We start from the raw sequence: 23,471 nt of genomic DNA on the forward strand, positions 1-23,471 counted from the left end.
CTGCAGCCAGCGCTCGCCCGGGAAAACGGACGTTCTAAGTGGCGGCCTGCAAGATTTGCGGGCATGGAGACGCTGCTGCTCAACAAGGACGACGTCGACGAGAACACGCCGATGGCCGAACTCATCTCGGCCATCGAGGACGCGTTCGCCGCCTACGAGACCGGTGACGCCCAGATGCCCGCGAAGTCCTACATCGATCTCCCCCAGTACAACGGCGACTTCCGCTCGATGCCCGCGTACATGGACGCCGGCTCCTGGGACGCCGCGGGCATCAAGTGGGTGAACGTCCACCCCGACAACCCCGAGGACCACGACCTCCCCACGGTCATGGGGACGATGGTGTACTCCGACCCCGAGACCGCGTTCCCGCTCGCGCTCATGGACGGCACCGAACTCACGATGAAGCGCACGGGCGCGGCGGCAGCCGTCGCCACCGACCACCTCGCCGTCGAGGACGCCTCGAGCTTCGGCGTCGTCGGCGCCGGCGTCCAGGCCTACACGCAGCTGGAAGCCATCTCCCAGGTACGGGACATCCAGGAGGTCGTCGTCAGCGACGTCGACGACGACGCCGTCCAGCAGTACATCGACCACTTCTCGGACCGCTTCGACGTCCGCGCCGGCTCCATCAGTGAGGCCGGCCACTGCGACATCCTCTCGACGGTCACCCCCGTCGAGGACCCCGTCGTCTCGGCCGACGACCTCGCCGACCACACCCACGTCAACGCCATGGGTGCCGACGCCGAAGGCAAACACGAGCTCGCCGACGAGATTCTGCTCGCCGGCAAACTCGTCATCGACGACCACGCCCAGACCACGCACTCCGGCGAAATCAACGTCCCCTACAACGCGGGCGTCCTCGACGACGACGACATCGACGCCGAAATCGGCGAAATCGTCACCGGCAACGCCGACGGCCGCACCGACGCCGACGGCGTCACCGTCTTCGACTCCACCGGCCTCGCCATCCAGGACGTCGCCGCCGCCCACGTCGTCTACGAACACGCCGACGACCACGACAACGGCTACGAGTTCGACCTGCTCGGCGTCTAGACGTAGCTTTTACTCGTACCTTTTGCTGCGCTCCTTCGAGCGCGTCGCGCTCTCAGTCGCTGGCAAAAGCTACGCTAAAAGCCGTCGTCACCCCCCCTTCGGGGGTTCCTCGGCCTGCGCTCACTCGCTACACTCGTTCGCGCAGTGAACCGCTCGCCTCGACCTCTTCGAGGCGCTCGGCTCGCGGATGCTCGTCGTTGGTCGTGTCATTTGCCGATGCTGCCGGCTGTTCCCCGAGTCACATGCCGCCTCTGGTCTGGCGGGCGAGGAACCCGGTGACCTTCGAGATGCCCCAGACGACCGCAATGACGGGCAGGAGGGGAACCAGGAGGAACAGCAGGCCGATGAACACCAGCCAGCCGATGGTCGACATCTCGGGGTTCGGCTTCGGGACGCTGGGCGGGCTGACGCTGCGGACCACGCGCTCGACGGGCTCGGGGGTGGCGCTCATGGGTGTCCTACGCGCCCGCCGCGAAAACGTGTTGTGCTAGTGATTACTTCGGGCGGGGGACGCGGAGCGGTCGGCGTCGCTTCGAACAGGTGGGGCTGTCGTAATGAAAGGCATTTGGCCCTCGGTCCCGCAGTGTCGGGCAAGAGCAACGCATGGGCCAGCAAGAAGCCACCTACGACCACCGAACGATCGAGCAGCGCTGGCAGCGCGAGTGGGACGACGCCGACGTCTTCCGGGTGCCCGACGACGCCGAGGACCCCGAGTACGTGCTGGCGATGTTCCCGTACACGTCCGGCGAGCTCCACATGGGCCACGTCCGGAACTACGCCATCACCGACGCCTTCGCGCGGTACCGCCGGATGGACGGCGAGGAAGTCCTGCACCCGATGGGGTGGGACTCGTTCGGGCTGCCCGCCGAGAACGCCGCCGAGGAGCGCGACACCAACCCCCGAGAGTGGACCGAGCGCTGCATCGAGCAGATGCGCGACCAGTTCGAGTCGCTGGGCTTCGGCTACGACTGGGAGCGCGAGGTCACGACCTGCGACCCCGACTACTACAAGTGGAACCAGTGGCTGTTCAACGAGTTCCGCGACGCCGGCCTCGTCGACCGGCAGGCCGCGACGGTGAACTGGTGTCCGTCCTGCGAGACGGTGCTGGCCGACGAGCAGGTCGAGGGCGACGACGAGCTGTGCTGGCGGTGTGACACGCCCGTCACCGAGCGCGACCTCGACCAGTGGTTCTTCAAGACCACCGAGTACGCCGACGACCTGCTGGACTCCATCGACGAACTGGACGGCTGGCCGACGAACGTCCGGGACATGCAGCGCAACTGGATCGGCCGCACCGACGGCGCCGAAGTGCCGTTCACGCTGCACGCGCCCGACGGCGACGAAGAGGTCGTCGCGTTCACGACCCGGCTGGACACCATCCACGGTGCGACGTACTTCGCGCTGGCGCCCGACCACCCGCTGGCCGAGGCCGCGGCCGAGCGCGACGACGACGTCGCGCACTTCGTCGACCACGTCGCCGACCCCGAGGGCGACGAGCCCCAGGGCGTCGAGACCGATATCACGGCCACGAACCCCGCGACCGGCGAGGAGATTCCGGTCTTCGTCGCGGACTTCGTGCTCTCGGACGTCGGTACGGGCGCGCTGATGGCGGTGCCCGCTCACGACGAGCGCGACCACGAGTTCGCGCAGAACCACGACGTCGAAATCCGGCAGGTCGTCGCACCCGAGGACGACGACGACGACGAGGAAGTGGACGTCGAGGAGGCCGCGTTCACGGACGACGGCGTGCTCGTGAACTCCGGGGACTACACCGGCCTCTCCAGCGAGGCGGCCCGCGAGGAGCTGACCGCGGACGTCGACGGCGCCGAGTCTGCCGTCCAGTACCAGCTCCGCGACTGGGGGGTCTCCCGACAGCGCTACTGGGGGACGCCCATCCCCATCGTGCACTGCGAGGACTGCGGCCCGGTCTCCGTGCCCGACGAGGACCTGCCAGTGGAGCTGCCGGAGTTCGTTCACACGACCGGCAACCCTCTGGACGCCGCCGACGACTGGAAGCACACCGCGTGCCCCGACTGTGGGGAGCCCGCCGTCCGGGAGACCGACACGATGGACACGTTCGTCGACTCCTCGTGGTACTTCCTGCGGTTCACGTCGCCGGATCTCGAGGACGCCCCGTTCGACGTCGAGCGCGCGAACGACTGGATGCCCGTCGACGAGTACGTCGGCGGCATCGAGCACGCCGTGATGCACCTGCTGTACTCGCGGTTCGTGACGAAGGCGTTCGCCGACCTCGACATGCTCGACCACCGCGAGCCCTTCGAGTCGCTGACCACGCAGGGGATGGTGCTCGGCGAGGACGGCACGAAGATGTCCAAATCGAAGGGCAACGGCGTCTCCCCCGAGCGCATCGTCTCCGAGTACGGCGCCGACACCGCGCGGCTGTTCACGCTGCGCGCGGCCCGCCCGGACAAGGACTTCCCGTGGAGCGAGGAGGGCGTCCGGTCCAGCCGCGCGTTCCTCGAGCGCCTGCTGGCGATGGCCCGCGAGGTCGACGCCGACGCGACCGACGCCGACAGCGACCTCGCCCCGGCCGGCGAGTACGTCGCCCGTGAAACCGCCGCGACCGTCGACGCCGCCACCGACCACTTCGACGAGATGGAGTTCAACCGCGCGGTCCAGGCGGTCGACGAACTGGTGTCGCTGCTGGTCCGGTACCGCGACCGCGACGACACCGAGGACGCGGTCGTCGCGCGCGGCGTCGAGGTCGCCGTGAAGCTGCTGGCGCCCATCGCGCCCCACGTCGCCGAGGAGTGCTGGACGGCGCTGGGCGGCGACGGCTTCGTCGCGGAGGCCGACTGGCCGACGCCCGCACGCGACGTCAGCGACCACGACCGGGCGACCCGACTGGTCGAGCAGACCCGCGAGGACGTCCGGGACATCGTCGACACCGCCGGCATCGAGGACCCGACCGGCGTCGACGTCGTCACGGCGCCCGAGTGGATGTACGACGTCCTCGAACTCGCGAAGGACGCCGACGGCGACGTCGTCGGCTCCGTGATGAGCGACGAGGACCTCCGGCAGCGCGGCGAGGACGCCGCCGACTACGCGAAGGACCTCGCCGCGCAGGCGCCGGCGTTCCCCGACGTCCTCGGGCCGGACGAGGAGCGGGAGACGCTGGAGCGCGCGGCGTGGCTCGTCGAGTCCGAGTTCGAGGCGCCGGTGCGCGTGCTCGCCGCCGACGAAGCGGACGACGACGTCGCGAGCAAGGCCGAACCCGGCCGCCCTGCCATCCACGTCCACGAAGGCTGAAGTAGCGCCCGCGGCTCGGCCAGCTCGTGGGCGAGTTCGCCGACACCCTCCACGAGGCCGTCCGGGACGCGCTCGCCGCCCGAGACCCGAGCCGGGACTGGCAGACCGAGTGGTACGTCCGCCGGACGCCCGTCGACGTCGCTGGAATGCCCGACGATTCTGCCGTGCCGCTCGTGCTCGTCGAACTCGAAGTCCGGCGGGCCGACCCCGCGAACAACACCGTGAAACTCGCGCGGTACGCCGACGCCGGCGACCTCGACGGACCGGTCCGCCTCGTGCAGGTGTTCACCGACTACTACGACCTCGAGACCGGCGTCTCCTCGAAGCGCGAGAACGCCGAGTTCGTCGGCGACCTGGCCGCCGACTCGATTCCGAGCTTCGACTACGACGCCGTCTCGCTGTCGGTCGCGCCGCCGAAGCGCGGTACCGACCCGCCAGCCGACTGGCGGGACGCCATCGACGCAGCCGCCGCAGAAATGCTGGACTGACGCCGCCGCTGGCGGGGTTACTCGACCTCGATGGTCGTCGAGTCCTCGGTCACGTGGGCCTTCGGCAGCGTCACCGTCAGCACGCCGTTCGAGTAGTCCGCCGCAGCGCCCTCTTCCTCGACGTCCTCGGGCAGCGTCACGCTCCGGCTCACCGAGTGCTCGCTGCGCTCCCGGCGCACGTAGTCGGCCGTCTCCACGTCGCTGCCCTCGCTGTGGGTCGCGTCGATGCGCACCGTCCGGTTCTGTACCTCCACGTCGATGTCGTCGCTGTCGAACCCCGGCAGGTCCGCGACCAGCGCGAACTCGTCGCCGTCGTCGCGCACGTCGACGGCCAGCCCGCCCGTCGCGGTGCCCCGGGCCTCGTCCAGTCGTTCGAGCAGCGACTCCAGTTCGTCGAAGGGACTCCCTCGATCCATATCCGTCCTTTCGGCGGCAACAAATGAAAATCCATCGGCCAGATTGCGACCCGGCTACTGTTCGCAGTCTTCGAGACTTCGAGCACAGCGAGAAGTCTCGCTATCTCACGGCTCCCGGTGGTCGCCGTTCACGTTCAACGAGACGTCTCCCGTCGGTCGACGTCTCGCTCGTCTCACGGGTCACTGCGTTCCCCGCTCGACTGTTCGGAGAACCGCCGCTCGCTGTGCTCGCGGCGCTTCTCCTACGCCACGTGTTCGGTGTCGTACGACCCGAGCTGCCGAACCCACCCCTCCGACGCGATCTCCTCGAGGTCGTCGACGGCGTCCTGCGTGCGCTGCTCGTAGAGCCCCGCGTCCACGTCGATGTGGAAGAGGTAGTCCCCGAGCCGTTCGCCCGACGGTCGGGACTCCACCCGGGAGAGGTTGATGTCGCGGTCGGCGAACGGCTCCAGCAGCTCCAGCAGCAGGCCGGGGTAGTTCGCGTTCGGGTAGACGACGAACGACGACTTCCCGCCGGCGTCGGAGCGGTCGCGCTCCGGCGCCACGACGAAAAACCGGGTGGTGTTGCTCGTGCGGTCCTGTACGTCCTCGCCGAGCACCCGGAGAGAGTCGCCGGCAGCGTTGTCCGGGTGCGCGATGGCCGCCACGGAGCCGTCCTCGCGCGCGAGCTCGACACCCTGGGCCGTCGACGCGACGGCCTTCCGGTCGGCGCCCGGGTGGTGGGCGTCGAGGTACTCCCGGCACTGCGCGAGCGCCTGCGAGTGGCTGGCCACCACGTCGAACGACGAGCTCTGGCCCAGCAGCGCGTGTCGAATCGGCGTCACGACCTCCCGGACGACGGCGAGGCCGTCGGTGTCGGCGAGCGCGTCCAGCGTCTCCGTCACCGACCCCTCGATGCTGTTCTCGATGGGGACGACACCCCGGTCGGCGCGGCCCTCGGCCACGGCGTCGACGATGCCGCGGACCGACTCCGCGAACGAGATGCCGTCCTCGGGGTCGTCTGCGACCGCCGTCGCGGCGCGGTGCGAGTACGTCCCGGACGGACCCAGCGTCACCGTCTTCATGTCCTCGGGTATCCGGGGCGGCGGGAAAAGACCGTCGGGGGTGTGTCAGTCGAACCGGTAGCCGCCGACCACGAGAAACGTGCCGACCGCAGTGAACGACGGAACAGATGAGAGAGAACGAGAGAGCGACGACCGAGCGGGCTACCGGTTCAGCGTGTGGATGGCGTGACCGAGCGCGTGCTCGGCGGCCTCCATCGTCGCCTCGGCGAGCGTCGGGTGGGTGTGGATGGTGGAGGCGACGTCCTCCAGCGTGGCACCCATCTCGATGGCGAGCCCGAGCTCGGCGACGAGTTCGCTGGCCTCCGGGCCGACGATCTGGGCGCCCAGGATGAATCCGGACTCCTCGTCGGCGACGACCTGCACGAAGCCCTCGGCGTGCCCGGTGGTGAGCGCGCGGCCGCTGGCGTTGAACGGGAACTTCCCGACGACCGGGTCGAAGCCCTGTTCGGCGGCGTCGTCCTCGGTGAGGCCGACAGTGCCGATTTCGGGGTCGGTAAAGACCGCCGCCGGCACGGCCTGGTAGTCGAGCGCGGCGGGCTCGCCGGCGATGACCTCGGCGGCGACCTCGCCCTCCTTGCTCGCCTTGTGCGCGAGCATCGGACCGGGCGCGACGTCACCGATGGCGAAGACGTTCTCGACGTCGGTCCGGGCCTCGTGGTCGGTCTCCAGCCGGCCGTCCTCGTTCGGCTCGAGACCGATAGCCTCCAGATTCAGGGTGTCGGTGACCGGCTGGCGGCCGACCGCCACGAGCACCTTGTCGGTGTCGAACTCGGTCGTCTCGCCGTCCTCGTCCTCGGCGGCGACGACGATGCCGTCGCCGGCTTCCTCCCAGCTGTCGGCCGCGAGGCCGAAGTGGAAGTCGATGCCGAGCGCCTCGGCGCGCTGCTTCACGGGGTGCGCGAGGTCGTCGCCGTACTGCGGGAGGATGCCGTCCAGCATCTCCACGACGGTGACGTCGACGCCGAGCTTCGCGAACACCGTCGACAGCTCCATGCCGATGTAGCCCGCGCCGACGACCACAAGCGAGTCCGGTAGGTCGTCCATCGCCAGCGCCTGCCGGGAGTCAAGCACGGGGTCGTCGCCGAAGTCGAAGCCCGGCACCTCGATGGGCCGCGAGCCGGTCGACACGATGGCGTGCTCGTACTCGATGGTCTCCGAGCCCTGGCCGTCACCGCCGTGCACGACCCGGAGCTTGTCGCTGCCGGCGAACTCCGCGCGGCCCTCGACGAGGTTCACGCCGTTGGCCTTGCAGAGTTTCTCCACGCCGCCCGTGAGCTGGTCGACGACGCCGTCCTTCCAGTCGACCATCTCCGCGACGTCGACCTCGGGGTCGGCGTACACGCCCATGTCCTCGGCGTCGCCGGCCTCGTGGGCGACGTCGGAGGCGGTGATCATCGCCTTCGACGGGATGCAGCCGTAGTTCAGGCAGGTGCCGCCGTAGGCGTCCTTCTCGACGAGCGTCACGTCGAGGCCGAGCTGTCCAGCGCGAATCGCCGCCACGTAGCCACCGGGGCCGGCCCCGATGACGGCGACGTCCGTCCCAGTCGAGATGTCTCCGACAACCATTATTCGAGTAGTAGTAGTTCGGGGTCAGTCAGATACTCCATGACGCGGTTCGTGAACTGGGCGGCCTCCGCGCCGTCGATGACGCGGTGGTCGATGGACAGCGACAGCGGCAGCGTCTGCGCCGCGCGCACGTCGCCGTCCTCGGCGACCGGCCGCTCGTCGATGGCGCCCAGCCCGAGAATCGCCGTCTCGGGGTAGTTGATGATGGGCGTCGCGTACTCGCCGCCGATGGCGCCGAAGTTCGTGATGGTGAACGTCCCGCCCTGCATCTCCTCGCGGGAGATCGAGCGATTCCGGGCCTTCTCGACGAGCTCGTTCATCTCCTCGGAGATCTCCAGCATCGACTTCTGGTCGACGTGTTTCACCACGGGCACCATCAGGCCGGCGTCCGTCGCGACGGCCACGCCGATGTTGTAGTCCTGCTTCAGCGCGATTTCGTCGTCTTCCTCGCGGAGCTCCGAGTTCAGCACCGGGAACTCCTTCAGCGCCGCGACGACCGCCTTCATCACGAACGGCATGTACGTGAGCTTCACGTCCTCGGCCTCGGCGCGCGCCTTCAGCTTCGAGCGCGTCTCCACGAGGCCGTCGATGACGGCGGTGTCGTGGTGCGTAACGTGGGGCGCCGTGTACTTGGACTCGGCCATCTGCTCGCCGATGGTGCGGCGGATGCCCCGGTAGGGCTCCGTCGTCTCGCCGCCCTCGACGAACTCGCGGCTGGCCGCGCCGCCGGCTGCGGCGGCGTCGCCCTGTGCGGCCTGCCCGCCCTCGGCGTACGCCTGGACGGCCTCCGCGGTGACGAACGCCTCGCCGTCGCGCTGTTCGACCGCCGGCACGTCGTCGATGTCGACGCCGAGCTCGCGAGCGACGCCGCGGGTCGCGGGCGCCGCCAGCGTCTTCTCGCGGCCGGCCGGCTCCTGGCCGCCCGCAGCGGCACCGCCGGCGCTGGCCGCAGTGGCACCGTCGTCGTCGCCGACCGCCTGGGTCGCGGACGTCGACTCGGCGGCCGGCTCCGCGGCCTCCTCGCCGCCCTCCGCGGCGGCGCGCACGTCGCCCTCGGTGACGCGCCCGGAGGGCCCGGTGCCCTCGACGCCGTCGAGGTCGACGCCCAGTTCGCGGGCGAGTTTGCGGACGCTCGGCGGCGCGAACGTCCGGCCACCAGCCTCGCTGGTCGCCGACGCTGCTCCGTCGGCGCTCTCGTCGTCGTCGTCGTCGTCGTCGCCGGCTTCCGCCGACTCCTCGGCCTCGGGCTCGGGCGCCTCGCCCTCCACGTCGAACGTGACGAAGAGGTCGCCGACCGGCACGATGTCGCCCTCGTCCCAGTGGAGTTCGCGGACCGTGCCGTTCACGGGCGCGGGCACTTCCACCTGGGCCTTGTCCGTCTCCACCTCGGCGACCGGCTGGTCCTCGCTGACCGTGTCGCCCTCGGCGACGAGCCACTGCACCAGCTCGCCCTCGGCGACGCCCTCGCCGACGTCCGGGAGCGTGAACTCTCGGGCCATCTTAGAAGTCGAACGCCTCCTCGATACCGGCCGCGATGCGTGCGGGCTCCGGCAGGTAGTAGTCCTCCAGCGCCGCCAGCGGGAACGGCACGTCGAACCCGGTGATGCGCTCGACCGGCGCCTCCTGGTAGAGGAGCGCTTCCTCCTGGATGGTCGCCGCGATCTCGGCGCCCAGCCCGCCCGTGTTCGGGGCTTCGTGGACGATGGCCGCCCGGCCCGTCTTCTTGAACGACTCGACGATGGTGTCGAAGTCGATGGGGCTGAGCGTCCGCAGGTCGACGACCTCCACGTCGACGCGGTCGAGCTTCTCCGCGGCCTCGATGGTCGGCCGGGTCATCGCGCCCCACGTGAACACGGAGACGTCCTCGCCCTCCTTGCGGACGGCGGCCTCCCCGAGTTCGACCTCGTAGGGGTCGTCCGGGACCTCCTCGCGGAACGCCCGGTAGATCTTCTTCGGCTCGAGGAACACGACCGGGTCCGGCTCGCGAATCGCGGCGATGAGCATCCCCTTCGCGTCGTGGGGCGTGCTCGGCATCGCGACCTTCAGCCCGGCCTCGTGCGCGTAGAACGCCTCCTTGGACTCGGAGTGGTGTTCCGGCGCGCGGATGCCGCCGCCCATCGGGGCGCGCAGTACCATCGGCAGCGTGAACCGGCCCCGCGAGCGCGTGCGGAGCCGCGACATGTGGCTCACGATCTGGTCGAAGCCCGGGTACATGAACCCGGAGAACTGGATCTCCGGCACCGGCTTCAGGCCGTACGCGGCCATCCCGACCGCCGAGCCGATGATGCCGGACTCCGCCAGCGGCGTGTCGATGACGCGCTCGTCACCGAACTCGTCGTACAGCCCCTCGGTCGCGCGGAACACGCCACCGTTCTTCCCGACGTCCTCGCCCATCACGAGCACGTCGTCGTCTTCGGCCATCTCGTCGCGGAGGCCGTCCCGTACTGCCTGCACCAGGGTCAAGTTCTCGCTCATGTCTTAGTCCTCCAGTAGCGCCTCGTCGCCGTACTCGTCTCGAATCGACTGGAAGTACTCGAGTTGCTGTTCCAGCCGCTTGGGCATGTCCGCGTAGACGTGCTCGAACATCGACGCCGGGTCGGGCCGCGGCGTCTCCTCGGCGGCCTCGATGGCGTCGGCGACGTCGTCCTCGATCTCGGTCTCGATGGCCTCGACGTCCTCGTCGTCGAGCCGGTCCGTGTTCTTGAGGAACGTCTCCATGCGCGGAATCGGGTCTTTCGCCTTCCACTTCTCGACCTCCGCCTCGTCGCGGTAGACGGAGGGGTCGTCGGCGGTGGTGTGCGCGCCGAAGCGGTACTGCACCGCCTCGATCATGGTCGGGCGCAGCTCGCCCTCGTCGGGGTCTTTGGCCTTCTCGACGGCGTCTCTGGTCACCTTGTAGACGGCTAGCGGGTCCATGCCGTCGACCTGCACGCCGTCGAAGCCGTACGCTTCGGCCTTCTGCGCGAGCGTCTCGGAGGCCGTCTGGCGCTCCCGGGGGACGCTGATGGCCCACTGGTTGTTGTTGCAGAAGAACACGTTCGGCGTGTCGAAGACGCCGGCGAAGTTCAGGCCCTCGTGGAAGTCGCCCTCGGAGGTCGCGCCGTCCCCGAAGTAACAGAGGAACGCCTTGTCCTGTTCGTCCTTGAGCTTGGACGCCCACGCCATGCCGGTGGCGTGGGGAATCTGGGAGGCGATGGGGACGGCGACGGTGAAGACGTTCTTGTCGAGGGGAATCTCGTTCCCGCGCTCGTCACCCATCCAGTACAGCAGCGTGTCTTTCAGCGGGAGGCCGCGGACCAGTCCGGCGCCGTGCTCGCGGTAGCTCGGCACCATCCAGTCGTCGTCGGCGAGCGCCATCGCGGACGCGATCTGGGCGCCTTCCTGGCCGGACAGCGGCGGGTAGGTCCCGATGCGGCCCTGTCGCTGGAGGCTCACCGCGCGCTCGTCGAACCGGCGCGCGAGCTTCATGTGGCGGTACATCTCGACGAGCTCGTCGTCGGAGAGGTCCGGTACCTCCGCGCCGTCGACCAGCTCGCCGTCCTCGTCCAGCACCCGGTACATGTCGTCGGGTGCTCGATGAACGGTCTCGGTCACGGGTACCCCCGTCCTGACATGTGCGGAGGGTCTACCCCTGCAACCATATGGTTTTCGTAACAATCTTTGCCAAGGGTCTCACTGGCACCGAATTCCCGGACTCGTGTCCAGTCACGACGGAACAAAACGACTGAACGAATAGCTTGGCCGCCTGGAAATACAGAACCAGAATAAACACTCGGTGGAACCTCCCGGTGTTGGACGCCCGTCCACCCGCCACTCGACCGCCGGCCTCACGGGCTTTTTACGTGGCCGCCGACGGCCCGGCCGGTCTTGCCACTCGACTGACTGTTCCTCGCTAGCGATTACCGATGGTCTTCGTGACCCGTGACACCCACCGCTCGCTCAGTCCGAGGCCGCTCTCCGAGCGTCCTCGCGGCTCGCGTGTCGCTGTGCTCCCGCTCGCTCAATCGGAAGCCGCTCTTCGAGCGTCCTCGCGGCTCGCGTGTCGCTGTGCTCCCGCTCGCTCAATCGGAAGCCGCTCTTCGAGCGTCCTCGCGCGCCTCCTCGATGCTCTTGCCCTCCCTGACCACGGCGTCGACGAACAGCTCGCCCGCCTTGTACGACGACCGCACCATCGGACCGGACGCGCAGTACAGGAAGTCGAACTCCTCCTCGGCCACCCGCTGCCACGTGTCGAACTTCTGGGGGTGGACGTAGTCGTCGACGTCGAGGTGCGAGCGCGACGGCTGGAGGTACTGCCCCAGCGTCACCACGTCCACGCCGACCTCCCGGAGGTCCCCCAGCGTCTGGTAGACCTCGTGGTCGTACTCGCCGACCCCGAGCATGATGCTCGTCTTCGTGTAGATGTCCGACTCCCGGTTCACCTGGTCCAGCACCGACAGCGACTGCTCGTAGCCCGCGCGCCGGTCCCGGACCGGGAACTGCCGTCGCTCGACCGTCTCGACGTTGTGCGCGATGACGTCCGGCCCTGCGTCGATGATCTCCCGAACCAGCGACTCCTCGCCCTGGAAGTCCGGAATCAGCACCTCCACGAGGATAGATGGGTCGCGGTCCTTGATCTCCCGAATCGTCTGCGCGAAGTGGCCGGCGCCCTGGTCGTCGAGGTCGTCCCGGTCGACCGACGTCAGGACGACGTAGTCCAGCCCGATTTCGGCGACGGATTCCGCCACGTTCGCGGGCTCGTCGGGGTCCAGCGCCTCCATGCCGCCCGTCTCGACGTCACAGAAGTTGCAGCCGCGGGAACACCGGTCGCCCATCAACATGAACGTCGCCGTCCCCGGGCCGTCCCGGCCGCTCCAGCACTCGCCGAGGTTCGGGCAGGACGCCTCCTCGCAGACGGTGTGGAGGTCGTTGTCGCGGAGCGTCTCCTTGATGTCCGCGAACCGCTCCCCGGACGGCGGCCGCATCTTCAGCCAATCCGGCTTCCGGCGGCTACTCATGTGCCCGTCTTCGGAAGCCAGCGCAAAAACGGTGCGGATTGCGGCCTCGCCTGACGGGTGCAGCAACGCATCCCGTATGTTAAAGAGGGGCGGGGGAACAATTAACGAGACGAAATCCGATATAATGTTCGACGTGTCCAGCGAGGAGATAACGGAGGGCTCGCTCCCCCGAGCCCTGCTGTTCCTCAGCACCCCGCTCGTCGTCCAGCAGTACGTCGTCGTCCTCCAGCAGGTCGTGGACGTGTTCTGGCTCGGCCGCGTCAGCGAGGACGCCGTCGCCGCCGTCGGCCTCGTCGCGCCGCTCGTCGGCTTGCTCAGTCTCGTCACGAGCGTCGGCGTCATCGGCGGCCGCGTGCTCGTCGCCCAGAACGTCGGCGCCGACGACGAAGCCGAAGCGCGACGCGCCGGGTTCCACGCGACAGTGCTGGTCGGCGCCGCCAACGTCGTGCTCGCTGCGCTCGTCTACTTCCTCGCGGCGGACGTCGTCGGCCTCCTGAACCCCGGCGAGGCCGTGCTCCCGCTGGCCGCCACCTACCTCACGGTGACCACGTTCGGCCGCATCTTCGGCGGCATGAGCGACGCCATCGAGTCCGGGTTCGTCGGCTGGGGTGACTCCCGGGCGTCGATGGTCGTCAACGTCGCCGCCGTCCTCACGAACGTCGTCCTCGACCCCTTCCTCGTCGTCGGCTGGGGCATCCCCGGCTTCACCGGCTACGGCATCTTCGGCGCCGCGGCCGCCACCGCCATCGGCTACGTCGTCGGGTTCAGCGTCGCGCTCGCGGGCCTTCGTGTCGCCCGAACGAACTTCACCATCCACTGGCGGGACGTCGGCTTCGACCCCGACACCGCCCGTAGCCTCCTCGAAGTCGGCGTCCCGAAAGCCGGCCAGGAGGGCGGCCGACAGGTCGCCCGCCTCGTCGTCATCGCCATCGTCAGTGCCGTCGGCGGCAGCGCTGGACTGGCAGCCTACACCGTCGGCGCCCGCATCTCGACGGTCGCGTTCGTGCCCGCCGCCGCCGTCGGGAGCGCGGTGTCCAGCGTCGTCGGCCAGAACGTCGGCGCCGGAAAGGCCTCGCGCGCGACTCGCGCGACGTGGCTGGCGACGGCTGCCACCGCCGGCGGCATGGCGGTCCTCGGCACCGTCCAGTTCTTCCTGCCGGGCGCCATCGCCGGCGTGTTCGCGCCGACGCTCGCCGGCGACGCGCTCGCGTACACGGTGACGTACCTCGAAATCCTCGCCGTCGGGTACTGGGCGTTCGGCGTCATCTACCCCGTGCAGGGCGGCTTCAACGGCGCCGGGAAGACGCAGGTTTCGATGGTCGCGACGCTCCTCCAGTACTGGACCGTGCGGCTGCCCATCGCCGTGCTGGGCGCGTACGTGTTCGTGCTCGCCGTCCCGGTTCACGCGGTGTTCTGGGCTATCACGCTCTCGAACGTCGTCGCGGCGGTGGGCGTCGCGGCCTACTTCTGGTACGAGACCAGCGGCGGCGGCGGCCTCATCCAGCGCGCGGCGACGGCGGCCGCGGCAGACTGACTGTCACCGTTCCGTCGTCCGCCGACAGTCAGCCACGTGGCTCGCGGCGCGATAGCGCCGCTCGTCCATTCCGTGCTCTCCCGCTGGTCGAGCACGCTACTCTCACGGCTCCCGCTGGTCGCCGTTCGAGCGTTCCGTCGTCCTCCTTCGTCGGACGACGCGGACTAGAAACGCCTATCCGGGCTCCCGCCTTCCCCTCGCTCGATGGAAGTCGCCGAGGTCGTCCCGGAGTTCGCCGAGGCGTTTCCCTTCGACGAGTTCAACGAGATGCAGCGCGAGGCGGTGCCCGCGTTGCTGGAGTCGGACGCGAACGTGGTGGCGTCCGCGCCGACCGGCAGCGGGAAGACCGCGCTCGCCGAGCTCGCCATCTGCCAGACCCTCGAGGCGGGCGGGACGGCGCTGTTCGTCGCGCCGCTGCGCGCGCTCACCAACGAGAAGGAGGACGAGTGGGAGCGCTTCGAGGACCTCGGGTACTCGGTGTACGTCGTCACGGGCGAGCGGGACCTGAACCCCCGGCGGGCCGAGCGCGCCGACGTGCTCGTGATGACGCCGGAGAAGGCCGACTCGGCCACCCGGAAACACGACTCCCCGCGGTACTCGTTCGTGACCGACGTCGACTGCGTGGTCATCGACGAGGTCCACCTGCTGGACTCCGAGAAACGCGGGAGCGTCCTCGAAGTGGTAGTCTCCCGGCTGCGGCGGCTCTGTGACCCCCGCGTCGTCGCGCTGTCGGCGACGATGCCGAACATCGAGGACGTCGCGGACTGGCTGGACGCCACGCCGGAGACGACCTTCGAGTTCGGCGACGAGTACCGCCCCGTGGACCTCCACGCGGGCGTCCGCACGTACGAGCACGGCGACAACCCGTTCGCGGACAAGTACCGGCGGCTGTTCACGGCGCTCGACCTGGCCGAACCCCACCTGCGGGAGGACGGCCAGTCGCTCGTGTTCGTCTCCTCCCGGCAGGACACCGTGCAGGCCGCGAAGAAGACCAGAGACGAGATTGCGGAGCGAGACATCCCGGTCGGCTCCCGGGGCGACTACGAGTTCCACACGGCCGCCGAGGAGCTGGACAACGCGACGCTGCGGAAGAGCGTGCTCGACGGCGTGGCGTTCCACCACGCCGGGCTCTCGACGAGCGACAAGAACCGCGTCGAGCAGTGGTTCCGGGAGGGGAAGATTCGCGTGCTGTTCTCGACGTCGACGCTCGCGTGGGGCGTGAACCTCCCGGCGCGCTGCGTCGTCATCCGGGACACGAAGCTCCACGACCCGCTGGAGGGCGAGGTCGACATGAGCCCGCTGGACGTCCTCCAGATGCTCGGGCGCGCCGGCCGCCCGGGCTACGACGACGTGGGGTACGGCTGGGTGGTGTGTGACGCCGGCGACGCCGACAAGTACCGGACGCTGCTGGAGGAGGGCCACGAGATCGAGAGCCGGCTGGCCGGCAACCTCGCCGAGCACCTGAACGCCGAGATCGCGATGGGCACCATCCGCGGCCTCGGCGACGTGATGGACTGGCTGGAGACGACGTTCTACTACCGGCGCGCGCAGTCCGCGCCCGAGGACTACGACTTCCCGACGCTCCGCGAGCGCGTCCGCGACACGCTGGACGACCTCGTCGAGGAGGGGTTCGTGGAGACCGACGAGGACCTCGGGCTGTCAGCGACCCGGCTCGGGGTGCTGGCGTCGACGTACTACCTCCGGCTGGACACCGCCCGGGAGTTCCGCGAGGTCGCAGCGGACGGCCCCGACGACCGCGCCATCCTGCGGGCGGTCGCCAGCGCCGGCGAGTTCGACTCCGTGAGCGCCCGGCAGTCCGAACAGGACGCGATTCAGAAAGTGCTGGGCCGCGCGGCCGACCACCGGGAGGCCGCGGAACGAGCGAGCGGCGGAGCCGCGAGCAACAGCGCCGAGGGGATGGACGACGGCCCGCGGAAGGTGTACGCCATCCTCCGCGCCGGCATGCGGGGCGCCGTCCCGACCGAACTCCGGTCGGACGCCTGGGTCATCAAGCAGAACGCGCTCCGGCTGCTGGCCGCGCTGGGCGCGTTTTTCGACCGCTACGACGACCCGGCGGGCGCGAACGCCGCCGCCCGCCTCGAGGCCCGCATCGACACCGGCGTCCCCGAGGCCGCAGTCGGCCTCACCGCCGTCGACGGCGTCGCCGCCGGCCGCGCGCACAAGCTCCACGACGAAGGCATCGAAACCCCGGAGGACGTCCGCGACGCGGGCGTCTCGGGACTCGTGGACGCCGGGCTCGCCGAGGGCGTCGCCGAGAGCGTCCACGAGCAGGCCGCCGGCCTCCCCGACGTCGCCGTCGACTGGGGCGACTTCCCCGACTCGATTCCGGCCGGCGCCAACCAGCTGTGCGAGGTCACCGTCCGCAACGACGGCGGCGCCACCAAAGCCGGCGTCGAGGTCACCGTCAACGACGTCGAGATGAGCACCGAGACCGGCTACCTCGACGACGCGCTCGCCGTGCCCGTCGGCGTCTTCGGCGCCGACACCGAGGAACTCACCTACGAGGTCACCGTCACGTTCGCCGACCTCCCCCTGTTGCCCGTCACCGACACCCGAACCGTCGACGTGGCGTAGCCCACCTGCTCGCGCTGAAGTTCAAGTACGGGAACGGGACCAGCAGGGGGTATGCAGGACGCGATTCGCGTGCTGGCCGGCGAGTGTGCCGTGCGATACGAGCACGGCGGAGAGACCGAACGAGTGCTGCGCGGGGACGTGGTCGTCGTCGTGAAGCCCGACGACACCGTGCTCGTCCACGACGCCGACGGCTACCAGCCGGCGGCGTGGCTCACCAGACCCGGCGTCGTCCGGTACACCCGGGACGCCGGCGGCTTCCGCATCGACGCGGCGGACGGCGACGAGCGCCTCGTCGTCGAGAGCGCGACCGAGCACGGCGACGCGCACTACCCGGCGTCGCCGGCCGGGCCGCCGGTCGGCACCTGCGACTGCGGCGGCGCGTTCGTGCGCGACGGCGGCCGCGTGGTCTGCGTGGACTGCCGCGAGCAGTACGCCATCCCGCGGGACGCCGCCGTCGTCGACGAGACGTGTGGGGACTGCGGGCTCCCCCGGATTCGTGTGGAGCGCGGCGCGGCCGTGACGGCGTGTCTCGACCGAGAGTGTGAGCCCATCGCCGACGCCGTCCGAGCCGCACTCGACTGGACGTGTCGCTGCGGCGGCCGGCTGGCCGTCGAGTCCGACCGTGGCCTGCACGCCGTCTGTGCGGACTGCGGGTCCCGGTTCCGACTCCCCCGGGGAACCGAAGCGGGGGACTGCGAGTGCGGGCTGCCGGCCGTCCAGACGGCCGACGGCCGCCGGTGTCTGGACGCCGACTGCGAGCGCGCACCACAGTCGCTTTGAGTGTCCGCGCGCGTCAGTGAGGTATGAACGGCGACCTGCGCGGGGACGAGGTGCACGTCGGCGGGGACGCCCGCCAGCGCTTCCACGACGCCCGCGGCTACGGCTACCCGCTGGGCGGCAACGACGTCGCGCTGTCGCTGGTGGAGGCCGCCCACCTCCTGTTCCGTGGCGACCTCGACGACGTCGACGGCAAGCGCTTCCGGGCGTTCCTCGCGGACCGCGAGGCCGGGTTCACCGCCCGCTTCCTGGTGTACGTCGACCTCCGGGACCGGGGGTTCTACCTGGTGCCGGACCGCGAGCCGTGGTGGCACGAGCCCGGTGACGGCGACTTCGTCGTGTTCCCGCGGGGGAACACGCGTCGGGACGGCGTCGTCAAACACCGGGTGCGGGTCGTGGACGAGCGCGCGACGCTCCCCGTCGGCGAGCTCGGCGACGAGGTGCTGGCGGTGGTCGACGAGGAGAGCGAGATAACCTACCTCGACGTGGACTCGGAAGCCCCCGACGGCGACACCGAGTTCGACCAGCCGGCGGGCGTCGAGGCGGTGTTGCTAGACGACCGCGTACTCGTCTGGGGGCCGCCGAGCCGGCTCCACGAGTCGGGGTTCTACGGGCAGCCCCTCGGCGGGCGCGCCGCCGACCACGACGCGCTCCAGCTCTCGCTGCTGGAAGCGGCGTACCTTACCGCCGAGGGCGTGCTCTCCTTCGAGGACGACGCAGACATCGAGGACGTGCTCGCTCGCGGCCGCGTCGGCGAGGGCGAGCACTTCGACCGGCGGCTGGCGGTCTACCGTGCGCTCCGCGACGCCGGTGTGGTGCCGAAGACCGGGTTCAAGTTCGGCGCCGACTTCCGCACGTACTCGGGCGTCGAGTCCGTCGACGACCTCGGCCACTCCGAGCTGCTGGTGCGCGTGCTCGACACCGACCACGTGTTCTCGCCGCGGGACCTCTCGCTGGACGTGCGGCTCGCGCACGGCGTCCGCAAGCGAATGGTTTTTGCAGCCACCGACGGCACAGACGACACGACGATTCGCTGGCTCTCCGTCAGTCGACTGACGCCATGACCACCGACGACAACAACACTACTTCCACGGCCGGCGCCGACGACGTCGCACTCGACCCCTGGGGGTCCTCGACCGTCTCCGACTACCGGAACCTCTTCGAGGAGTTCGGCATCGAGGCCTTCGAGGACGTCCTCGACGAGGTGCCTGCGCCCCACTACCTGATGCGGCGCGCCATCATCTTCGGGCACCGGGACTACCGCCGGGTGGCCGACGCGATGCGAAACGACGAGCCCTTCGCCGCGCTGTCGGGGTTCATGCCGACGGGTGACCCCCACATCGGCCACAAGATGGTGTTCGACGAGATCGTCTGGCACCAGCAGCAGGGCGGGGACGCGTACGCGCTCATCGCCGACCTCGAAGCCCACTCGGCCCGGGGGCTTGACTGGGACGAGATCGACGAGCACACCGAGGACTACCTGCTGAGCCTGCTCGCGCTCGGCTTCGACGCCGAGGAGGGCGAGCTCTACCGGCAGTCCACGAACCGCGAGCTCCAGGACCTCGCGTTCGAGCTCGGTATCGAGGCGAACTTCTCGGAGTTCGAGGCCATCTACGGGTTCGGCGGTGACACGGACGTCTCCCACATGCAGAGCGTCGTCACCCAGATGGCGGACATCCTCTACCCCCAGCTCGACGAGCCGAAGCCGACTGTCATCCCGGTCGGCCCCGACCAGGACCCCCACGTGCGGTTCGCCCGCGACCTCGCGGAGCGCACGCGCTACTTCAAGGTCACCGAGGCGTTCGCGAGCGTCGCGTTCGACGACAACGAGCGCCCGCTCGTCCGCGCCGCCTACGACGCCCGCGGCGAGTACGCCGAGGACGCGGACCAGCCCCGGTGTACGGAGGCCGCCGACTGGCTCGCAGCGGAGCCCACAGTAGCCGACGACTTCGACGCCGACACTGTCGACTCGGTCGTCCAGAAACTGGAGAACGCGGGGATGGAGCCGCTCCGGCCACGCATCCGATTCTTCGACCGGCAGGCGACCGACGAGGCCTTCGAGGCGCTCATCGACGAGATCGCGGGCGAGAAGCGCGTCTTCGAGGGCCACGTCGACGCCTTCGACGTGGAGATGGAGGCGGCCGAGGACCTCGCGCTCGCCGTCGAGGTCGACCACGGCGGTTACGGCTTCGTCCCGCCGTCGTCGGTCTACCACCGCTTCATGACGGGGCTGACCGGCGGGAAGATGTCGTCGTCGATTCCGGCCAGCCACATCAGCCTGCTCGACGACCCCGAGGAGGGCTACGACAAGGTCAAGGCCGCGACGACCGGCGGCCGCGAGACCGCCGAGAAGCAGCGCGAACTCGGCGGGGAAGCCGACGAGTGCCCGGTCTACGAGCTGTACGCCTACCTGATGGCGGGCGACGACGACGAGTTCGCCGAGGAAGTGTACTCGGAGTGCGTGAACGGCGAGCGCCTCTGTGGCGGCTGCAAGGAGCAGGCCGCCGAACTGATGGCGGAGTTCCTCGAGGACCACCAGGAGAAACGCGAGGAGGCCCGCGAGGTCCTCGACGACCTCGACATCGAGCTGGACTCGGCGCGCGCCTGACCACCACGACCCCGTTCTCGCCTCCCGGCCTCTCGGTGTCTCGCTGCGTGCACTCCGACAGAAGGCCTATCCCGGTCTCTGCCGTTCGTTCGCGTATGTCCGACGCGCAGGCCGCCGCCAAGGCCCGCGACCCCGACGCGCTCGTCGCCGAGCTCCGGGACGCCCACGAGGCAGTCGCCGACGCCGAGGCCGCCGTCGACGAGTACGGCGAGGCCCGCCTGCAGGCGCTCCGGCGGGCGCTCCGGGAGTTCGACCGGCTGCTCGTCCAGTACGAGGACGACGCCACCGGCACCGGAGACTTCCAGTCGTATCTGGCCTTCCAGGAGGACCTCGTGGCGCTCGTCGAGGAGGACTTCGACGACGACCTCCCCGAGCGCGACACCTTCGAGGACCTGCTGGAGCTGTTCAAGAAGCGCCGGCTCTCCGAGTCCGACTTCGCCGAGGCGCGGGACCGACTGGCGGACGCCCGCGACCTCGTCGACCGCCTCGACGACCTCGCCGACGCCCGCGACGACCACAGCGAGGTCCGGTCGCGGGTGGCCGACACCGCGGACGCGTACGGCGAGGAAGTCGCCGAACTGGAGCGGCTCCGGCGCCTCGGGAACGCCGACCTCGACGCCCCCGTCGAGGACCTCCGCGAGCCGATTCGCGAGTACGACGACGCCGTCACCGACGCCTTCCAGTCGTTCCGCCGGGAGGCGCCGGCCCGGGAGTTCCTCGACTTCGTCGAGACGACGGAATCCTACCCCCTGGTCGGGTTCGAGCCCGTGCCAGAGGGGCTCGCCGAGTTCGTCGCCGACCGGCCGGCCGGTGAGGAGCCGATTCCCCAGCTGCTGGAGTACGCCGGCTACTCGCCGTCGAAACTCGACCACTACGTCGCCGCGCCGCGCACGCTGAAGCGCGCGGTCGGCGGGAACCGCACGTACCTCGAACGCCTCGACGCTGACCCGCTCTTGGTCGGGTGGCCACCGGCGCCCGCCGAGGACCTCCAGTACCGCCTCGACGAACTGGTGTCGGTCGTCGCGCGCTTCGCCGGCGGCGACGTCCTCGAACCGCTCCACGCGGTCCGGAAGTGGGTTCGCAGCGACGACTACGACCGTCTCCGGGACGCCGCCGTCGCCACACACGAACTCACCGACGACGAGAAACAGCGCATCGAGTCCGGCGTCGAAGACGACCTCCGGCGGGCGAGAGAACACGAGCAGCGGCTGCGGGACGCGCTCGACGAGTACTGACTAGGCGGCGTCTGCGCCGGCTTTCGCTGCGCGCAGGTCGGCGGCGAACGCCTCCGCGAGCTCCTCGGCCTGCTCGCGGTCCGTGGACTCGGCGTAGATGCGGACAACCGGCTCCGTGCCCGACGGCCGGACGAGCACCCACGCGTCGCCGTAGTCAAGCCGGTACCCGTCGATGGTGGTGCGGTCGGCGTCGGCGTCCAGCGCGCGCTCCTCGGCGGCGTCCAGCAGCGCGTCCCGTTCGGCGTCGTCGTCGTAGCCGACGTTCACGCGGACGTTGTGGTAGTCGCTGTACGGCTCGACGACCTCGCTGGCGGGCGTACCGTCGGCGAGCAGTTCGAGGAACCGGGCACCGGTGTACGCGCCGTCGCGGGTCGTCCGGTAGCCCGGGAAGATGATGCCGCCGTTGCCCTCGCCAGCCACCGGCACGTGCTCGCCTTCGGCCTCCAGCTGGCGGATGCGCGTCATGATCTGCGTGGAGCCGATGGGCGTCAACTCGAGGCTGGCACCGGTGCGCTCGCAGACGTCGACGAGGCGCTGGCTGACGTTCACCGCGGAGACGGTGGTGTCGCCCTCGTCGAGTTCGGCCGCGGCGAGCGCGGCGAGCGCGGCGTCGCCCTCGACGTACTCGCCGGTCTCGTCGAAGAAGATGGCGCGGTCGGCGTCCCCGTCGTGGGCGATGCCGACGTCGGCGTCGGCTGCCTCGACGAGCCGCCCGAGGTCCTGGAGGTGTTCGCGGACCGGCTCCGGCTCCCGACCCGGGAAGTGGCCGTCCGGCTGGCTGTTCACGGTGACGACCTCACAGCCGAGTTCGCGGTAGAACTCGGGGCTGGTGAGCGCGCCAGCGCCGTGACCCGGGTCGAGGGCCACGGTCAGGTCGGCCGCCGCGATGGCGTCCCGGTCGACCGACTCGTACAGCTGGTCGAGGTAGCTGCGGGCCGCCGACGCCACGTCGCGGTCGTCGCCGACGCCGTCCCACGCCGCGTCGTCGAACTGCTCCGTGGAGAACTTCCGCTCGACGCGCTCGAGGTCGTCGACGGCGAGCTCCACGCCGTCGCTGCCCACGAGCTTGACGCCGTTGTACTCGCCGGGGTTGTGGCTCGCCGTCACCATCACCGCCGGCACCCCCTCGCGTTCGGCGTACGCCTGCGTCCCCGGCGTCGGCAGCACGCCCAGCCGGTCCACGTCCGCGCCGACGCTCTGCAGGCCGGCGACGGCGGCGTTCTCCAGCATCCGACCCGTCGTGCGCGTGTCCCGCGCCACGGCCACTCGGTCGGCGCGCCACACCGACCCCGCCGCCTTCGCCACGCGCAACACGAACCCCGGTGTGAGCTCCTCGTTGGCCACGCCCCGCGTCCCACTCGACCCGAAGACCTTCATGGGTGTCTGTCGGAGTGGACGCCTCTAATCGCTTCCGAACGCTGCGTGCGCTCCGGAAACAGGACTTCCTCGTTTTCGCCGTCGTCGTCGACGACCTCGAGGACGAACGACGCACCGTCGTAGTGGTAGACCCCACCCACGGCCTCGCAGTGCTCGCTGAGGTCGTCGGCGAGCGCCTGCCCCGTCTCCGGGTCGACGTCCGATGTCACCCACTCGTTGCGGGGTGCGTCCGCCACCGCCTCCGTCACCCGCTCCAGCGGCGGGTGGTCGGCGACGAACTCCATCGCCAGCGTGCAGTGGCGTTTCGCATCGGCCGAGTGGCCCTCTGGCGGCCGCTTCGCCCTGACGAGGACGGTCTCGTCGGCGAGCACTCGAAAACACCCGGCTGTCGACGCCAGGCCGACCACGCCAGCGAGTACCGTCCGCCGTCGCATACCGTACACGTTCGGCGGCCCCCGCAAAATGTTTTCGAGAGAACCGCAACCCCTTAGCCC

General features: G+C 70.0%; 19 protein-coding genes. 9 read left to right on the top strand and 10 right to left on the bottom strand.

Annotation, left to right across the window (positions count from 1 at the left end):
- The first annotated feature begins 63 nt into the window (after positions 1 to 63).
- The gene (locus LT971_RS01640) at positions 64 to 1,050 is read left to right on the top strand and encodes an ornithine cyclodeaminase family protein (protein WP_237005107.1); all 987 of its coding nucleotides are present in this window, start codon (positions 64 to 66) and stop codon (positions 1,048 to 1,050) included.
- 238 nt (positions 1,051 to 1,288) lie between these two features.
- Here the strand turns inward: LT971_RS01640 and LT971_RS01645 are convergent, their stop codons facing one another.
- Positions 1,289 to 1,501 (bottom strand): DUF7535 family protein, encoded by a 213-nt coding sequence (locus LT971_RS01645; protein ID WP_237005108.1) that lies wholly within the window; start codon positions 1,499 to 1,501, stop codon positions 1,289 to 1,291.
- A gap of 152 nt (positions 1,502 to 1,653) precedes the next feature.
- On the opposite strand from LT971_RS01645, the gene leuS reads away from it, so the two are divergent.
- Both leuS and LT971_RS01655 read left to right on the top strand, forming a co-directional pair.
- Positions 1,654 to 4,320, top strand: a complete 2,667-nt coding sequence (leuS, locus tag LT971_RS01650; RefSeq protein ID WP_237005109.1) for a leucine--tRNA ligase — start codon at positions 1,654 to 1,656, stop codon at positions 4,318 to 4,320.
- A 26-nt stretch (positions 4,321 to 4,346) separates the two neighbouring features.
- On the top strand, positions 4,347 to 4,808 hold the full coding sequence (locus LT971_RS01655) for a hypothetical protein (RefSeq protein ID WP_237005110.1): 462 nt from the start codon (positions 4,347 to 4,349) through the stop codon (positions 4,806 to 4,808).
- 17 nt (positions 4,809 to 4,825) lie between these two features.
- On the opposite strand, the gene LT971_RS01660 is transcribed toward LT971_RS01655, so the two are convergent.
- From LT971_RS01660 to lipA, 7 genes are all read right to left on the bottom strand, one after another.
- Positions 4,826 to 5,224 (bottom strand): Hsp20/alpha crystallin family protein, encoded by a 399-nt coding sequence (locus tag LT971_RS01660; protein WP_237005111.1) that lies wholly within the window; start codon positions 5,222 to 5,224, stop codon positions 4,826 to 4,828.
- Positions 5,225 to 5,466: 242 nt separating this feature from the next.
- Entirely contained in the window at positions 5,467 to 6,288 is an 822-nt protein-coding gene (pheA, locus tag LT971_RS01665) for a prephenate dehydratase (RefSeq protein ID WP_237005112.1), read from the bottom strand.
- 141 nt (positions 6,289 to 6,429) lie between these two features.
- The gene (gene lpdA, locus LT971_RS01670) at positions 6,430 to 7,854 is read right to left on the bottom strand and encodes a dihydrolipoyl dehydrogenase (RefSeq protein WP_237005113.1); all 1,425 of its coding nucleotides are present in this window, start codon (positions 7,852 to 7,854) and stop codon (positions 6,430 to 6,432) included.
- Positions 7,854 to 9,353, bottom strand: coding sequence for a dihydrolipoamide acetyltransferase family protein (locus LT971_RS01675; protein WP_237005114.1), 1,500 nt, complete (start codon positions 9,351 to 9,353; stop codon positions 7,854 to 7,856). The genes lpdA and LT971_RS01675 overlap by 1 nt, the downstream gene beginning before the upstream one ends.
- 1 nt (position 9,354) lies before the next feature.
- On the bottom strand, positions 9,355 to 10,329 hold the full coding sequence (locus LT971_RS01680) for an alpha-ketoacid dehydrogenase subunit beta (protein ID WP_237005115.1): 975 nt from the start codon (positions 10,327 to 10,329) through the stop codon (positions 9,355 to 9,357).
- A 3-nt stretch (positions 10,330 to 10,332) separates the two neighbouring features.
- Positions 10,333 to 11,415, bottom strand: coding sequence for a pyruvate dehydrogenase (acetyl-transferring) E1 component subunit alpha (pdhA, locus tag LT971_RS01685; protein ID WP_237006242.1), 1,083 nt, complete (start codon positions 11,413 to 11,415; stop codon positions 10,333 to 10,335).
- Between the two features lie 500 nt (positions 11,416 to 11,915).
- On the bottom strand, positions 11,916 to 12,851 hold the full coding sequence (lipA, locus tag LT971_RS01690; protein WP_237005116.1) for a lipoyl synthase: 936 nt from the start codon (positions 12,849 to 12,851) through the stop codon (positions 11,916 to 11,918).
- A 124-nt stretch (positions 12,852 to 12,975) separates the two neighbouring features.
- Between lipA and LT971_RS01695 the strand changes: the two genes are divergently transcribed.
- The 6 genes from LT971_RS01695 to LT971_RS01720 all read left to right on the top strand — a co-directional run bounded on the left by LT971_RS01695 (position 12,976) and on the right by LT971_RS01720 (position 21,600).
- Positions 12,976 to 14,385: an MATE family efflux transporter gene (locus tag LT971_RS01695; protein ID WP_237005117.1), complete on the top strand. Its 1,410-nt coding sequence runs from the start codon at positions 12,976 to 12,978 to the stop codon at positions 14,383 to 14,385.
- A gap of 204 nt (positions 14,386 to 14,589) precedes the next feature.
- Positions 14,590 to 16,980 carry a DEAD/DEAH box helicase gene (locus LT971_RS01700; RefSeq protein ID WP_237005118.1) on the top strand — a complete coding sequence of 797 codons (2,391 nt, stop codon included), beginning with the start codon at positions 14,590 to 14,592 and terminating at the stop codon, positions 16,978 to 16,980.
- 51 nt (positions 16,981 to 17,031) lie between these two features.
- Entirely contained in the window at positions 17,032 to 17,760 is a 729-nt protein-coding gene (locus LT971_RS01705) for an endonuclease NucS domain-containing protein (RefSeq protein ID WP_237005119.1), read from the top strand.
- 23 nt (positions 17,761 to 17,783) lie between these two features.
- Positions 17,784 to 18,821 (top strand): tRNA-intron lyase, encoded by a 1,038-nt coding sequence (gene endA / locus LT971_RS01710; protein WP_237005120.1) that lies wholly within the window; start codon positions 17,784 to 17,786, stop codon positions 18,819 to 18,821.
- Positions 18,818 to 20,365 carry a tryptophan--tRNA ligase gene (locus LT971_RS01715; protein WP_237005121.1) on the top strand — a complete coding sequence of 516 codons (1,548 nt, stop codon included), beginning with the start codon at positions 18,818 to 18,820 and terminating at the stop codon, positions 20,363 to 20,365. The genes endA and LT971_RS01715 overlap by 4 nt, the downstream gene beginning before the upstream one ends.
- Before the next feature lie 95 nt (positions 20,366 to 20,460).
- Positions 20,461 to 21,600: a DUF7118 family protein gene (locus LT971_RS01720; protein WP_237005122.1), complete on the top strand. Its 1,140-nt coding sequence runs from the start codon at positions 20,461 to 20,463 to the stop codon at positions 21,598 to 21,600.
- Here LT971_RS01720 and glmM read toward each other — a convergent pair whose 3' ends face one another.
- Together glmM and LT971_RS01730 are read right to left on the bottom strand one after the other, a co-directional pair.
- On the bottom strand, positions 21,601 to 22,977 hold the full coding sequence (glmM, locus tag LT971_RS01725; protein WP_237005123.1) for a phosphoglucosamine mutase: 1,377 nt from the start codon (positions 22,975 to 22,977) through the stop codon (positions 21,601 to 21,603). It abuts the gene before it with no gap.
- Positions 22,974 to 23,411 carry a hypothetical protein gene (locus LT971_RS01730; protein ID WP_237005124.1) on the bottom strand — a complete coding sequence of 146 codons (438 nt, stop codon included), beginning with the start codon at positions 23,409 to 23,411 and terminating at the stop codon, positions 22,974 to 22,976. Before LT971_RS01730 ends, glmM begins: the two co-directional genes overlap by 4 nt.
- Positions 23,412 to 23,471 lie beyond the last annotated feature (60 nt).

The sequence above is a fragment of the Halobacterium rubrum genome (assembly GCF_021729015.1).
In the GTDB taxonomy this organism is placed as follows: Archaea; Halobacteriota; Halobacteria; order Halobacteriales; family Halobacteriaceae; genus Halobacterium; species Halobacterium rubrum.